The following is a 13,791-nucleotide window of genomic DNA, read 5'->3' on the forward strand; positions in this document are numbered from 1 at the left end:
GCCGCATGAACGCCGTCGTCTCCCTGGAACCCGGGCCGGCGCCGCACGTTGGCGGTCCGGGCGGCGATCCGCGCATCGTCTCGTCGATCTGCTGTTATTGCGGCACGGGCTGCGGCGTGCGCGTCCAGGCCCAGGCCGGGCAGGTGCTGTCCGTCACGGGCGACCCCGAACATCCTTCCAGCCGCGGCATGCTGTGCAGCAAGGGCCGCACGCTGGCCGACACCGTGCGGCGCGACGCGGCCCGCGTGCGCGGGGCCGAATGGCGGCCGAACCGCGAGGCGGCGCGCGCGCAGCTGCCGCTGGACGATGCCCTGGACCTGGCCGCGCGGCGCCTGGCCGAGAGCATCGCCCGGCACGGTCCCGATTCGGTGGGGTTCTACCTGTCGGGCCAGCTGCTGACCGAGGATTACGCGGTCTTCAACAAGCTGGCGCGCGCGCTGGTGGGCACGAACAACATCGACACCAATTCGCGGCTGTGCATGTCCAGCGCGGTGTCGGGCTACAAGAAGACATTGGGCGCGGACGCGCCGCCGGCCTGCTACGACGACCTCGACCACGCGGACGTGGTGCTGATCGCCGGATCGAACATGGCCTATGCGCATCCGGTGCTGTTTCGCCGGCTGGAGGCCGCGCGGGCCGCGCGGCCGGACATGAAGATCGTGGTGGTCGACCCGCGCCGCACCGACACCGCCGACCTGGCCGACCTGCACCTGGCCATCGCGCCAGGCAGCGACGTCGCGCTGTTCAACGCGATGCTGCACGTGATGGTGCGCGAGGACCTGATCGACCACGACTACATCGCGCGCCACACCGAGGGCTTCGATGCGCTGCGCGCGCGCGTGCAGGCATACGCCCCGCAAACGGCGCAGCAGCTCTGCGGCGTGCCGGCCGGACAGATCGAGCAGGCCGCGCGCTGGTTCGGCCGCGCCGGCGCGGCGCTATCGCTGTACACGATGGGCTTGAACCAGTCGTCCATCGGCACGGCCAAGAACGCGGCCCTGATCCACCTGCACCTGGCCACCGGACAGATCGGCCGGCCGGGGGCCGGGCCGTTGTCGCTGACCGGCCAGCCCAACGCCATGGGCGGGCGCGAGGCGGGTGGCATGGCGACCTTGCTGCCCGGCCATCGCGACCCCGCCGATGCCGCGCACCGCGCCGAGGTGGCCGCGGCCTGGGGCGTGGACGCCTTGCCGCATGCGCCCGGATTGCCGGCGCTGCAGATGTTCGACGCCGTGCTGGACGGGCGCGTCAAGGTCTTGTGGATAGCGGCCACCAACCCGGCGCAGTCGCTGCCCGACCAGGCGCGCGTGCGGCGCGCGCTGCGGGCCGCCGAATTCGTCATCGTGCAGGAAGCCTACGCCGACACGGAGACGCTGGCCTATGCGGACCTGGTGCTGCCGGCCGCCACCTGGCCCGAGAAGGATGGGACCGTGACGAATTCGGAGCGGCGCATCAGCCGCGTGCGCGCCGCCATCGCGCCGCCCGGCATCGCGCAGCCCGACTGGCGGCTGGCCTGCGGCGTGGCGCGTCGGCTGGCCGCGCGCATCGCGCCCGGCAAGGCCGCGTTGTTCGACTACGCGAGCGAGGCCGACGTGTTCGCCGAGCACGCACGCCTGACGGCCGGCCGCGACCTGGACTACAGCGCGCTGGACTACGCGGCGCTGGAGGCGGGGCCGCGCCAATGGCCGGTGCGCGAGGGCCGCGACACGGCGCGGCTGTATGGCGACTGCCGCTTTCCGACGCCGGACGGGCGCGCGCGCTTCATCGACGTGGGACACGCGCCGGTGGCCGACGCGGTCTGCGAGGCGTTCCCCTTGCGCCTGACCACAGGCCGGCTGCGCGACCATTGGCACACCATGGCCCGCACGGGCCTGTCCACCACGCTGGTGCAGCACGTGGAGGAACCCTGGATTTCGCTGCATCCGCAAGACATGCAGGCCCTGGGCCTGGCGCAGGACGCTCTGGTGCGCGTGCGTTCCCGGCGCGGCGGCATCGTGCTGCCCGCCCGCGCGGACGCGGGCCTGCTGCCCGGCCATGCCTTCCTGCCCATGCATTGGGGCAGCGGTTTCATGGCGGGCGACGGCGTCAACGCGTTGACCAACTCGGCGCGCGATCCCGTGTCGCACCAGCCAGAGCTGAAGCACAGCGCCATCTCCGTGGCGGCCGCGGCGCTGCCGTGGCAGGCGATGGCCTGGGTGCGCGGCGACGCCGCCGCGCTGCGGCGCGCGCTCATGCCGTGGCTGGCGCGCTTTCCCTATGCGGTGCTGCTGCCGTCCGCGCTGGGCGGGGGCGGCCTGCGGCTGCGCGCGGCCGCCGAGGCGGTGCCCGATATATCGATGCTGGACGAACTGGCGGATGCGCTACGCCTGGCCCGACCGCAGGCCGCCTTCGACGACCCCGCGCGCGGCCTGCTGCGCCGCGCCGGGCTGGATGGGGCGGGACGGCCCGATGCCTTCCTGCTGGCGGGCGACGCGCGCGCCCATGCGGGCATGCTGGCCTGGGCCGACGGCGGCCTGGCGCCCGCCGGCCTGGCGAGCCTGCTGATGGGACGCGGCGCCACGGCGCCGCGCGCGCGCACCGTATGCGCGTGCATGGGCGTCACCGATGCCGCCATCGAGGCCGGCATCGCGGCCGGCCTGGACCTGGACGGCCTGAAGGCCGGACTGCGTTGCGGCACGGGTTGCGGCTCGTGCGTGCCCGAGGTCCGGCGCATGCTGCAGCGCCGGACCGCAGGACATGCCGGGCAGCCGCCAGCCGCTACTTGAAGTCCGCGGCGGGGTCGCCGCCGCCATACAGGCCGCCGCTGCCGTAGTCGCTCGCGGGCACCTCGATCTTGACCTTGCTGGCGTCGACCTCCGGCGCATCGCCCTTGTAGTGCATCACCAGTCCGGGGAAGGCCATCACCGCGGCCACCATGGCCAGCTGGATCACGATGAACGGCACCGATCCCCTGTAGATCTGTCCGGTGGTCACGGGCTCGATGGTCTGGCCGGTGACCCGGTCGCGATAGCGGCTCTTGGGCGCGACCGAGCGCAGGTAGAACAGCGCGAAGCCGAACGGCGGGTGCATGAAGGACGTCTGCATGTTGACGGCCAGCAGCACGCCGAACCAGATCAGGTCGATGCCGAGCTTGTCGGCGACCGGCCCCAGCAGCGGCACGATGATGAAGGCCAGCTCGAAGAAGTCCAGGAAGAACGCCAGCACGAACGTGAGCACGCTGACGGCGATCAGGAAGCCCAGCTCGCCGCCCGGCAGGCCCACCAGCAGGTGTTCCACCCACAGGTCGCCGTTGACGCCGCGGAAGGTCAGGCCGAACACCGTGGAGCCGACCAGAATGAACACCACGAAGGTGGACAGCTTGGTGGTGGTGTCCATGGCCTGCTTCAGCAGGGCCAGGCTCAGGCGCCCGCGCATCAGGGCCATCACGATCGCGCCCACCGCGCCCATGGCGCCGCCTTCGGTCGGCGTGGCCACGCCGATGAAGATAGTGCCCAGCACGAGGAAGATCAGGAACAGCGGCGGGATCATCACGAAGGTGACGCGCTCCGCCAGCTTGGACAGCAGGCCCAGCTTCAGCGCCTTGTTCGTGCCGGCGATGACGAAGGCGGTGGCGCCCCAGATCAGCAGCGACAGCACGATCTTCTCGTCGACCGGGGCGGCCTCCGACTCGATCAGGTCCGTCAGCAGGTACGCAGACAACGCGGAGATGGCCATCAGCACCCCCAGCGAGCGGTCGCCGCGGCGGCCGTTCGGCTCGCGGAAGGCGCGGGCCGACTCGGGCAGCGCCGGGGCCGACCCCGGTTTCAGGTACGACATCAGCACCACGTACACGACGTAGGTGCCTGCCAGCAGGAAGCCGGGCAGGATGGCGCCGCGGTACATGTCGCCGATGGAGCGGCCCAGCTGGTCGGCCAGGATGATCAGCACCAGCGAGGGCGGGATGATCTGCGACAACGTGCCGGACGCCGCGATGATGCCCGATGCCAGCCGCCTGTCGTACCCATAGCGCAGCATGATGGGCAGCGAGATCAGTCCCATCGAGATGACCGACGCCGACACCACGCCGGTAGTGGCCGCGAGCATGGCGCCCACGAACACGACCGCGATGGCCAGCCCGCCGCGCACCGTGCCGAACAGCTGGCCGATGGTCTCCAGCAGGTCTTCCGCCATGCCGGAGCGCTCGAGGATCAGGCCCATCAGCGTGAAGAATGGAATGGCCAGCAGCGTGTCGTTGGCGAGGATGCCGAATACCCGCTGCGGCAGCGCCTGGAACAGCGAGGCGTTAAGCAGGCCCAGTTCCATGCCGATCAGGCCGAACAGGATCCCGTTGGCGGCCAGGGCGAAGGCCACCGGAAAGCCCAGCAGCAGAAACACCACCAGGGTGGCGAACATGATGGGCGCCATGTTGGCGATGAAGAATTCCATGATCAGCGTCCTTTCCCTGCGCTTCCGTCGGCGAGGGCCTGGGCTTCGCGCGCGCGGGCCTCCTCGGCAATTTCCTGGGCCAGCGCCTCTTCGGCGGATACGCCGTCTTCGCGCGCGCCCGGATCGGCGCAGCGGCCCATCAGGAAACCCACGCATTTGATGAGGTGCGACAGGCCGGCAAGCACCAGCAGCGCGAAACCCACGGGAATCAGCAGCTTGACGGGCCACCGGACCAGGCCGCCGGGATTGGAGGACTGCTCGTTGGTGAGATAGGAGTCCATGAACATCGGCCAGGACAGCCACAGGATCAGCAGGCAGGCCGGCATCAGGAAGAAGACGACGCCGAAGATCTCGATGTAGATCTGGGCGCGGCGCGACAGGCGCGAGGCCAGCACGTCCACGCGCACGTGTTCGTTGCGCAGCAGCGTGTAGCCGGCGGCCAGCAGGAACAGCGCGCCGAACAGGTACCACTGCAGTTCCAGCCAGGCATTGGAACTGGTGTTGAAGACTTTTCTGACGACGGCATTGCCGGCGCTGACGAGCACGACGATCAAGGTCAGCCACGTCACCGCGCGGCCCACCGCCGTGTTGATCGCGTCGATCAACCGGGAGAGGGCAAGCAGGGCGTTCATGATGCGATCCGGTCCGCGTCGCGGACGAAGGGAGAAGGGATGAGCGGGGGAAACCAGGCGCCGCCGCGGCACGGCGGCGCCTCGCGGCGAGGCTTACTTGCCGCGATTGATGGTGCCCATGTAGCTGTCGTAGCTGCCTTCGGCGACACGGAACCAGGGCAGTTCGTTGTCGCGGAAGTCGCGCATGCTTTCGTAGACCTTCTTGAACATCGGGCTCTTGCCGCTCAGTTCGTCATAGAGCTTGACCGACTCGGCATAGCAGGCGTCGAGCACCGACTTGGGGAACGGCTTGAGCTGGGCGCCGCCCGCGATCAGCCGGCGCAGCGCCGCCGGGTTCTCGGCGTCGTACTTGGCGATCATGTCGTTGGTGGCCGCGGCGCAGGCCTGGGCCAGCACGGCCTGGTACTGCTTGGGCAGCTTGTTGTAGGCGTCCTGGTTGACGTACAGCGACACCTGAAGAGTGCCTTCCCACCAGCCCGGGAAATAGTAGTGCGGAGCCACCTTGTTGAAGCCCAGCTTCTCGTCGTCGTACGGGCCGATCCATTCGGCCGCGTCGATCGTGCCTTTCTCCAGGGCGGGATAGATGTCGCCGCCGGCGATCTGCTGGGGCACCACGCCCAGGCGCGACAGCACCGCGCCGGCGAAGGCGCTGACGCGGAACTTCAGGCCCTTGAGGTCTTCGACGCTCTTGATCTCCTTGCGGAACCAGCCGCCCATCTGCGTGCCGGAGTAGCCGCAGGGGAAGTTCACGATGTTGTAGGTCTTGAAGACTTCGCGCATCAGCGACAGGCCGTCGCCGTGGCGCATCCAGGCATTCATCTGGCGCGTGTTCAGGCCGAACGGCACGGCGGCGTCGAAGCTCAGGACGGGGTCCTTGCCGTAGTAATAATAGGACGCGCTGTGGCCGGCCTCGACGGTGCCGTTCTGCACGCCGTCCAGCACCTGCAGCGCCGGGACGATCTCGCCGGCGGGGAAGGTACGGATGGTGAACTTGCCGTTGGTCGCCTCGGAGACGTACTTGCCCACGCTTTCCCCGCCCGAGTAGATGGCGTCGGCGCTGCGCGGAAAGCTGGACGCCAGGCGCCAGGCGACGGTCGGCGCGTCCTGGGCGATGGCCGGCGCGGCGAGGGTGGCGCCGCCGGCTGCGGCTCCAAGGGTGGCTTTTTTGAGGAACGAGCGGCGCTGCATGTTGGGATAGTCTCCTGGAGGGCTTGGGTAGGCCCGGTTTGATGTCGACGTTGGTGGTAGACACTATGCCGACGTTCAGGGTGGTGAAAGGCGGCTGTTTTGTTGTGGGCTGGAATATATAGAGAAAATCTGTCGCAGCGAATCGGGTAAACCCTTGTCTTTGAAGGCTTCTGAAACGCCCTTGCCAGACCGTGGGGTGTAGTATCGGGTCAGCCGTCCGCGAGGCGGAACGGCCTTCTACACAGCAGGGAGTCTCCGTGGCGTTGACCAAGTCATTTCGTCCCTTTTTCCCGGTGGCCTTCGTGCTGGCCGCCGCGGCCGGTACGGCGCAGGCCGGCGTGTGCGACGCTCCCTTCATGCATGACGGCGGCCAGGTGCAGTTGACGGGCAAGGGCAACATCGCCCTGGGCGCCGATCTGGCGTTCGCCGAGGTGTCCAAGCAAAGCGGCAGCCAGTGCCGCGCGCGCATCACCGGCACCGCCTCGTTCGGCTACGCGGGCCTGCCGCCCGGCAAGTCCAAGCTCGACTACCTGATGACCGTGAAGAACGGGCAGGCCACGTTCGTGCGCTACGACAAGGCGGGCGAGCAGCCGCAGGAAGAGGGCCAGTTCGACCTGCGCATGCTGGGGCTGTTCGCCTACGACCGCGTCGGCAGCGAGGGCCAGCGCCTGCCCGGCGCCAATTACCGCCTGAACATCGGCCGCGACGCACCGGTGGGCGGCCGCCCCAGCACCACCGTGCGCATCGGCGAGAAGCGGGTGGGCAAGCGCCAGAACCTGGACACGCCGCTGGGCAGCTATTCGTGCTGGCCCATCACCTACACGCGCGATACCGATCCGACCATGGCCACCTTCAAGGGCCTGACCTTGCCCATTCCGGGCCTGAACACCACCGTCACCGACTGGTTCTGCCCGAAGGTCGACATGGTGATGCGCCAGGACATCGAGCAACCCGGAAACCTGAAGTCCACCGTCGAGATTACGCAAATGAAGTAGCGGTAGCACACCGTAGCAAGGCTGTCCCCGCTTTTGCGCACGCCACTGGTATCATCGATTCTGCCCTTTGACTCATAACGAGGAGCCCAGCCATGATTTCGAGAAGATCCGAAGAAGTCGCGAAAGAGAAGGAAAAGCTGATCGACAGCGTGAAGACCAGCCTGAACGACGCGGAGAATCTGCTGCGTGAAGCCGCCGGCACGACCGGCGACAAGGCCGCCGAACTGCGCGACCGCGCCATGGCCTCGCTCAAGCGTACCCGCGAAGCGCTGTACGACGCGCAGGACGCCGTGCTGGAGCGCGGCCGCCGCGCCGCGCGCGCCACCGACGACTACGTCCACGACAATCCCTGGCAAGCCATTTCAATCGCGGGCGTGACCGGCCTGCTGTTGGGCTTGCTGATCAGCCGCCGCTAGGCTGGCTGGGGCGCATGGCCGGCGCCCTAGCCGGCCGCGTGTCCAACCGTGGCCCACTCATGAGTTTGCGTAGATCCGTCATCGGTGTGGCGTCCAGTCTGGTCGGACTGCTGCGTACGCGCCTCGAATTGTTCGGCCTTGAAGCGGCCGAAGAGAAGTCGCGCCTGGTCAAGCTGCTGGCCATGGCGTTCGCCTCGTTGTTGTTCCTGACGCTGGCGGTACTGGTGATCACCATCGCCATTGCCGTGGCCGTCTGGCCCACCGAGCAGCGCTATCTGGCGCTCGGTTGTCTGGCTGGCGTGTATGCCCTGATCGGCGTGGGGCTGCTGATGACGGTGCGCCGTCTGCTGGTCCATGATCCGGCGCCTTTCGCGGCCACGCTCGATGCCTTGCAGCAGGACGTGGCCATGCTCGAGCGCGTGCGGGTCGACGACGATGACTACGACGCGCCCGGCCCCGGCCGTGCGCAGGAGCGTTGAGCCATGGCCCGCACCACTCCCGCCGTCGAACGCCAGGTGCGCATCGAGATGCTGCGCGCCCGCGCAGCCCTCGAACGTGAAACCCTGGCCCAGCGCCTTATCGAAACCGGCCATGACCTGGCGCCGTCCAACATCATCCGCAGCATGCTGCCCGCCAGCGTCGCGGGCCTGATGGCGGGCGGCGGCGCCAAGAGCGGCGCGTCCATGCTGTGGCAGGCCGTGTCGCTGGCCCGGCGCTATCCCATCGTCAGCTCCACGGTGTCCTCCGTCCTGATGGGCGGGGGCAAACGCCGCGGCCTGCTGAAGGTGGCGGGCGCCGGCCTGGCAGGCTGGCAGCTGTTCAAGACCTGGCGCAACGCGAAGCACGAGAAGGAAGTCGCGGCGCACGAGGCCGCATCCAGGTCGCGCCGTTAGTTCGCGGCGCTGCTTTTCTCGTCTCCGAACCAAGAGCGGCGGCCCGCGAGGGTCGCCGTTTTCCCGTCCCGCAGGCGCGCGGGACAGGCGCGTATTCGCGGGGGATCTACAGCCCCAGGTCGCCCCACATCGCATCGACCCGTTTCTTCACGTCGTCATCCATGCGGATCGGCGTGCCCCATTCGCGGTCGGTCTCGCCGGGCCACTTGTTGGTGGCGTCCAACCCCATCTTGCCCCCCAGCCCCGACACCGGCGAGGCGAAATCCAGGTAGTCGATGGGCGTGCGGTCGACCAGCACCGTGTCGCGCACCGGGTCCATGCGGGTGGTCATGGCCCAGACCACTTCCTTCCAGTCGCGCGGGTCGATGTCCTCGTCCACCACCACGATGAACTTGGTGTACATGAACTGGCGCAGGATGCTCCACAGGCCGAACATCACGCGCTTGGCGTGGCCCGCGTATTGCTTGCGGATGGACACCACCGCGAGGCGGTAGCTGCAGCCTTCCGGCGGCAGGTAGAAGTCGACGATCTCGGGCAACTGGCGGCGCAGCAGCGGCACGAATACCTCGTTGAGCGCCACGCCCAGCACGGCGGGCTCGTCCGGCGGCTTGCCCGTGTAGGTGGAGTGATAGATGGGTTTGCGCCGCATGGTGATGCGGTCCACCGTGAACACCGGGAACCAGTCCTGCTCGTTGTAGTAGCCGGTGTGGTCGCCGTACGGGCCTTCCAGCGCCATTTCGTAGCCGGTATCGGGCGGCGGGCTGACGCCGTCGGGCACCGCGGGCGCCACGGCGCGCGGATCGCCAGACGGCAGCAGGTGGCCTTCCAGCACGATCTCGGCCCAGGCCGGCACCGACAGCTCGCTGCCCAGGGCCTGCGCCACTTCCGTGCGCGAGCCGCGCAGCAGGCCGGCGAACTGGTATTCGGACAGCGTGTCGGGCACCGGGGTGACGGCGCCCAGGATGGTGGCCGGGTCGGCGCCCAGCGCCACCGCGACGGGGAAGGGCGTGCCTGGATGCGCTTGCGCGTGGTCGCGGAAATCGAGCGCGCCGCCGCGATGCGACAGCCAGCGCATGATGAGCTTGTTGCGCGCGATGGGCTGCTGCCGGTAGATGCCCAGGTTCTGGCGGCGCGCGTTGGGCCCGCGCGTGATCACCAGGCCCCAGGCCAGCAGCGGCGCCACGTCGCCGGGCCAGCAGGTCTGGATGGGCAGGCGCGACAGGTCGACATCGTTGCCTTCCCAGACGATCTCCTGGGAGGCGGGGCTGCGCACGCGCTTGGGCGCCATGTCCCACAGCGCGGCCTTCAGCATGGACACCTTGGCGAACGCGTCCCGCAGTCCGCGCGGCGGCTCGGGCTCGCGCAGCGAGGCCAGCAGCTCGCCCGTCTCGCGCAGCGCGCCGACGTCTTCGGCGCCCATGCCCCACGCCACGCGGCGCGGCGTGCCGAACAGGTTGGCCAGCACCGGCATGCCGGCGGGCGCGTCGCCGTGCCGCGCGTTCTCGAACAGCAGGGCGGGACCGCCGGCACGCAGCACGCGGTCGGCGATCTCGGTCATCTCGAGCCGCGTGGACACGGGCGCGGCGATGCGCTTGAGCTCGCCGCGCTTGTCCAGTTGATCGATGAAATCTCGCAAGTCTCGGTATTTCACTGCTGGCGCCCCGGCAATTTGGTTACATATGTGTCCATGATGAGAGGTTAACATCCACCTCTTCACTTCTTTACGCAGGAGGTCGTCATGCCCGATGCGTCAGTGGCCGCCGTACACCGGCTGGCCCAAGGAGTGCACCGCCAAATGGCCGAATGGCTGCGCATCTGCTCCGTATATCTGGGCATCGCGGTCATCGTCACGGTCAGCATGGGATTCGCGTTGCCCGGTCTGCGAGACCAGGCATTGCAGGTGCACAAAGCCTTGCTGACCGCCCTGGCTCCTACATCCGCGCAAATCGCTCTGGAGTCCGACCCGAGCCCCGAAACGGGACTCGAAGCCGCAACCGCCGTCGCCATGGCGGTACCCGCCGCGCCCGCCAGCAATGCCACCGGCCTGCTGGGCCCGCTGGGGAACGACAAACCCGCCGCGGTCAAGGCCGCGGCAGCCAAGCGCAACACACCGCCCGGCACGTCCGGTTCGCAAGTGGAAGCGCTGCGCAACTATATCTCGCGCAAGTACAAGGTGGCGTACGACGCCACCGGCGTGCTGGTGAACACCGCGTATCGCGTGGGCCGTGAGCAGCGGGTCGACCCGCTGCTGCTGCTGGCCGTGATCGCCATCGAGTCGCGCTACAACCCCTTCGCCGAAAGCGCGGTGGGGGCGCAGGGCCTGATGCAGGTCATGACGCGCGTGCACCAGGACAAGTTCGACGCCCTGGCCGACAGCGGCCGCAAGGGCACGGCGCTCGATCCGGTGGCCAACATCCACGTGGGCACCACGATCCTGCGCGACTGCATCGACCGCCGCGGCTCCGTCAGCGGCGGCCTGGCCTGCTACGTCGGCGCGTCCGGCCTGGACGACAACGGCTACGGCGCCAAGGTGCAGGCCGAACGCCGCCGCCTGGCGCTGGCCTCGGGCATCGCGCTGGCGCGAGATTGATCCCGCGCGGTCGGCGCCAGGTCCCTACAGCACGCGGCCGATGCGCGTGACCGCCTCCTGCAGGCGGTCCAGCCCGGTGGCGTAGGAGAAGCGCATGGTGTGCGCGCCGTGCGCCGGGCCGAAGTCCACGCCGGGCACCGCGGCCACGCCTGCTTCGTGCAGCAGGCGCCGCGAGAACGCCATGCTGTCCACGCCCAGCGCGGTCAGGTCGGCGTAGATATAGAACGCGCCGTCCGGGCGCGCCGGCACCGGCAGGCCCATGCGCTCGAATTCCGGCAAGAGGTAGTCGCGCCGCTGGCGGAAGGCCTCGCGGCGCTGTTCGTAGATCTTCAGCGTGGCCGGCGCGAAGCAGGCCAGGGCGGCATGCTGCGCCAGCGTGGGCGCGCAGATCGCCAGGCTGGCCGCCATCTTCTCGACGGTCGCGGCGATGGCCTGCGGCACGATCATCCAGCCCAGGCGCCAGCCGGTCATGTGGAAGTACTTCGAGAAGCTGTTGATGACGATGACGTCGTCGTCCAGCGTCAGCGCCGAGCGCGGCTGGCCGTCGTACGTCAGGCCCAGGTAGATCTCGTCCACGATGGCGTAGCCGCCGCGTTCGCGCACGGCCTGCAGCAGCTCGGCCAGTTCGGCCGGGGCGATGGACGTGCCGGTGGGATTGCTGGGCGAGGCCACCAGCACGCCCTGCGTGGCCGCGCCCCAATGGTCGCGCACGTCCTGCGCCGACAGCTGGAAGCGCTTGGCCGCGGAGCTGGGGATCAGGCGCGGCAGGCCGCCGGCGGACAGCACGAAGTTGCCGTTGGCGGGATACGAAGGATCGGGCATCAGCACCTCGGCGCCCGGGTTCACCAGCGCCGCGCAGGCCAGGGCAAGCGCGCCCGAGGCGCCCGCGGTGACGATGACGCGCGACGGATGGATGTTCGCGCCGAACTCGCTTGCGTAGAATGCGGCGATTGCCTCGCGCAGCGCCATCAAGCCGCCGGGCGCCGTGTAGCCGCTCTGGCCCGCCGAGGCCGCACGCTGCAGGGCTTCCAGCACCTGGGGCGGCGCGGTGAAATCGGGCTCGCCGATGCCCAGGCTGACGATGTCGCGGCCGGCCGCCATCAGCGCCTGGGCTTCCTTGAACAGCTCGACGACGTGGAAGGTCCGGAAGTCTTGGGTGCGTGAGGCGAGGCGTGGCATGGAAGGTTTCCCGGCGAAAAAAGGATTGTAGTCATGCAGCCCACGCGGCGTGCTTTCCTGCTTGGACGACGGCCGGCCCGCACGGCCTGGGATGAACTACGCCTGCGGTTGGCGCGCGTGGCCGCGGGCGCGCTGCAAGACGCCGGGCCGCGCATCGCATGCCTGGCGGCGCGCGATCCGGCCGACGTGCGCCAGGCGCGCGCGCTGTGCGCCGAGTACGGCGCCGTGCTGGCGCTGGCGGGCACGGCGCTGGCGCAGCGCATCGACGGCGACGGCGCCCTGCCGCCGGTGCTGGTGGTGGACCCCGCCGCGATGAATGCGTTGACGCGTGCCGGCTCCGGCTGGCGCGCCCAGCCGGGCTGCCTGGCAGGCGACCTGGCCCGGGCCGGCCTGCCGCAATTCGCCGAGGCGCCGCCCATGCAGACACTGGCGCTGTGGCTGGCCGAGCAGGGTGCCTGGCCCACCGGCGCCACGGCGGCCAGCGGCGTGCGCGAACTGGACCTGCTGCTGGCCGACGGCAGCGCCGAGAGCCTGGGCCCGTTCGGCCAGGATGACGTGCGGCCCTTGCGCACGGCCACCGTGCAGCGGCTGGTGCCGGCGCTGTTCCAACTGGCGGGCAGCGCGGACGCGGCAGCCTGCCTGGCCGCGCCGCGTTGGCCGGGCCGGTATCGGCTGGATGCGTTGCGGCCCGCCGAGCCGCACGCCGTCAACCTGGCGCAGCTGCTGCTGGGGCATGGCGGGGCGCTGGCGTGGGTCGAGGGCGCGGTGCTGGCGCCGCCACCTGGCGGCGTGCCTTCATCGGACGCGCTGCCGAGCACGCGGCCGCCGGCGGGCGACGCGGACGCGGCGTCCCGGGCATCGTCCGCCCGGCGGCTCGACCTGCGCATCGCCGAATGCTTCGATCCCGCGGGGCTCTACGGATCGTATTGAATGGCGGCCTGCAAGGCGCGGCCTGCACGGTGCGGCCTGCAAGGCGCGGCCTGCAAGGCACGGGCAGCTCTTCGGCCACCCGTCCATCGCGGTCACCGGACGCGGCGGCCCAGGCACAGGCCGTTTGCGGCGAAGTGCATTGCAGCATCGCAAGCGTAACGAAAGGCGGGAGTAAGATAGCGCCAGATTCACGAGCGTCGCACCCAAGACGCCCATCTTTTCCGTGCCGGCCCGGCGGATCCCGTGCCGCCCTTGCGGAAACCGCGCCAGGCGGCCCATGCCCCGCGCGGACTCGAGACAAGAATCGCCGCATCCTCCTTTCAACCTTGTCGGACACGCCTGCCCCACATGGACGCCAACTTTCGCAAGGCCGCGCTCGAATACCACGAGCATGGCCGCCCGGGAAAGATCTCGGTCACGCCTACCAAGCAACTCTCCAACCAGCGCGACCTGGCGCTGGCCTATTCGCCCGGCGTGGCGGCCGCGTGCGAGGAGATCGTCGAGGACGCGGCCAACGCGTTCCGCTACACCGGCCGCGGCAAC

At 69.6% G+C, this 13,791-nt stretch carries 12 protein-coding genes and 1 pseudogene; 8 read left to right on the forward strand and 5 right to left on the reverse strand.

All coding sequences use genetic code 11. From position 1 onward, the window contains the following. The first annotated feature begins 5 nt into the window (after positions 1-5). Positions 6-2,765, forward strand: a complete 2,760-nt coding sequence (locus FS845_RS15155; protein ID WP_144636713.1) for a nitrate reductase — start codon at positions 6-8, stop codon at positions 2,763-2,765. Here FS845_RS15155 and FS845_RS15160 read toward each other — a convergent pair. From FS845_RS15160 to FS845_RS15170, 3 genes are all read right to left on the reverse strand, one after another. Then, positions 2,758-4,425, reverse strand: a complete 1,668-nt coding sequence (locus FS845_RS15160; protein ID WP_144636715.1) for a TRAP transporter large permease subunit — start codon at positions 4,423-4,425, stop codon at positions 2,758-2,760. The two genes, FS845_RS15155 and FS845_RS15160, sit on opposite strands and share 8 nt — an antisense overlap. A gap of 2 nt (positions 4,426-4,427) precedes the next feature. Next, positions 4,428-5,057, reverse strand: a complete 630-nt coding sequence (locus tag FS845_RS15165; RefSeq protein WP_144636717.1) for a TRAP transporter small permease subunit — start codon at positions 5,055-5,057, stop codon at positions 4,428-4,430. 93 nt (positions 5,058-5,150) lie between these two features. Then, on the reverse strand, positions 5,151-6,245 hold the full coding sequence (locus FS845_RS15170; RefSeq protein ID WP_144636719.1) for a TRAP transporter substrate-binding protein: 1,095 nt from the start codon (positions 6,243-6,245) through the stop codon (positions 5,151-5,153). 263 nt (positions 6,246-6,508) lie between these two features. Between FS845_RS15170 and FS845_RS15175 the strand changes: the two genes are divergently transcribed. The 4 genes from FS845_RS15175 to FS845_RS15190 all read left to right on the forward strand — a co-directional run bounded on the left by FS845_RS15175 (position 6,509) and on the right by FS845_RS15190 (position 8,549). Beyond that, entirely contained in the window at positions 6,509-7,240 is a 732-nt protein-coding gene (locus FS845_RS15175; protein WP_186332291.1) for a hypothetical protein, read from the forward strand. A gap of 92 nt (positions 7,241-7,332) precedes the next feature. Next, entirely contained in the window at positions 7,333-7,656 is a 324-nt protein-coding gene (locus tag FS845_RS15180) for a YqjD family protein (RefSeq protein ID WP_144636721.1), read from the forward strand. A gap of 59 nt (positions 7,657-7,715) precedes the next feature. Further along, the gene (locus tag FS845_RS15185; RefSeq protein ID WP_144636723.1) at positions 7,716-8,135 is read left to right on the forward strand and encodes a phage holin family protein; all 420 of its coding nucleotides are present in this window, start codon (positions 7,716-7,718) and stop codon (positions 8,133-8,135) included. A gap of 3 nt (positions 8,136-8,138) precedes the next feature. Further along, the gene (locus FS845_RS15190) at positions 8,139-8,549 is read left to right on the forward strand and encodes a hypothetical protein (protein ID WP_144636725.1); all 411 of its coding nucleotides are present in this window, start codon (positions 8,139-8,141) and stop codon (positions 8,547-8,549) included. Between the two features lie 106 nt (positions 8,550-8,655). Here the strand turns inward: FS845_RS15190 and FS845_RS15195 are convergent, their stop codons facing one another. After that, positions 8,656-10,200 carry a UbiD family decarboxylase gene (locus FS845_RS15195; RefSeq protein WP_144636727.1) on the reverse strand — a complete coding sequence of 515 codons (1,545 nt, stop codon included), beginning with the start codon at positions 10,198-10,200 and terminating at the stop codon, positions 8,656-8,658. Between the two features lie 87 nt (positions 10,201-10,287). Between FS845_RS15195 and FS845_RS15200 the strand changes: the two genes are divergently transcribed. After that, positions 10,288-11,139 carry a lytic transglycosylase domain-containing protein gene (locus FS845_RS15200; protein WP_144636729.1) on the forward strand — a complete coding sequence of 284 codons (852 nt, stop codon included), beginning with the start codon at positions 10,288-10,290 and terminating at the stop codon, positions 11,137-11,139. Between the two features lie 24 nt (positions 11,140-11,163). Here the strand turns inward: FS845_RS15200 and FS845_RS15205 are convergent, their stop codons facing one another. Next, positions 11,164-12,318 (reverse strand): pyridoxal phosphate-dependent aminotransferase, encoded by a 1,155-nt coding sequence (locus tag FS845_RS15205; RefSeq protein WP_144636731.1) that lies wholly within the window; start codon positions 12,316-12,318, stop codon positions 11,164-11,166. Between the two features lie 33 nt (positions 12,319-12,351). Here FS845_RS15205 and FS845_RS15210 point away from each other — a divergent pair, with 33 nt between their 5' ends. Next, on the forward strand, positions 12,352-13,248 hold the full coding sequence (locus tag FS845_RS15210) for a hypothetical protein (RefSeq protein ID WP_144636733.1): 897 nt from the start codon (positions 12,352-12,354) through the stop codon (positions 13,246-13,248). Positions 13,249-13,596: 348 nt separating this feature from the next. After that, positions 13,597-13,791: pseudogene (locus tag FS845_RS15215) on the forward strand (hypothetical protein); the annotation flags it as partial.

Source organism: Bordetella genomosp. 13 (assembly GCF_007679965.1).
GTDB lineage: Bacteria > Pseudomonadota > Gammaproteobacteria > Burkholderiales > Burkholderiaceae_B > Bordetella.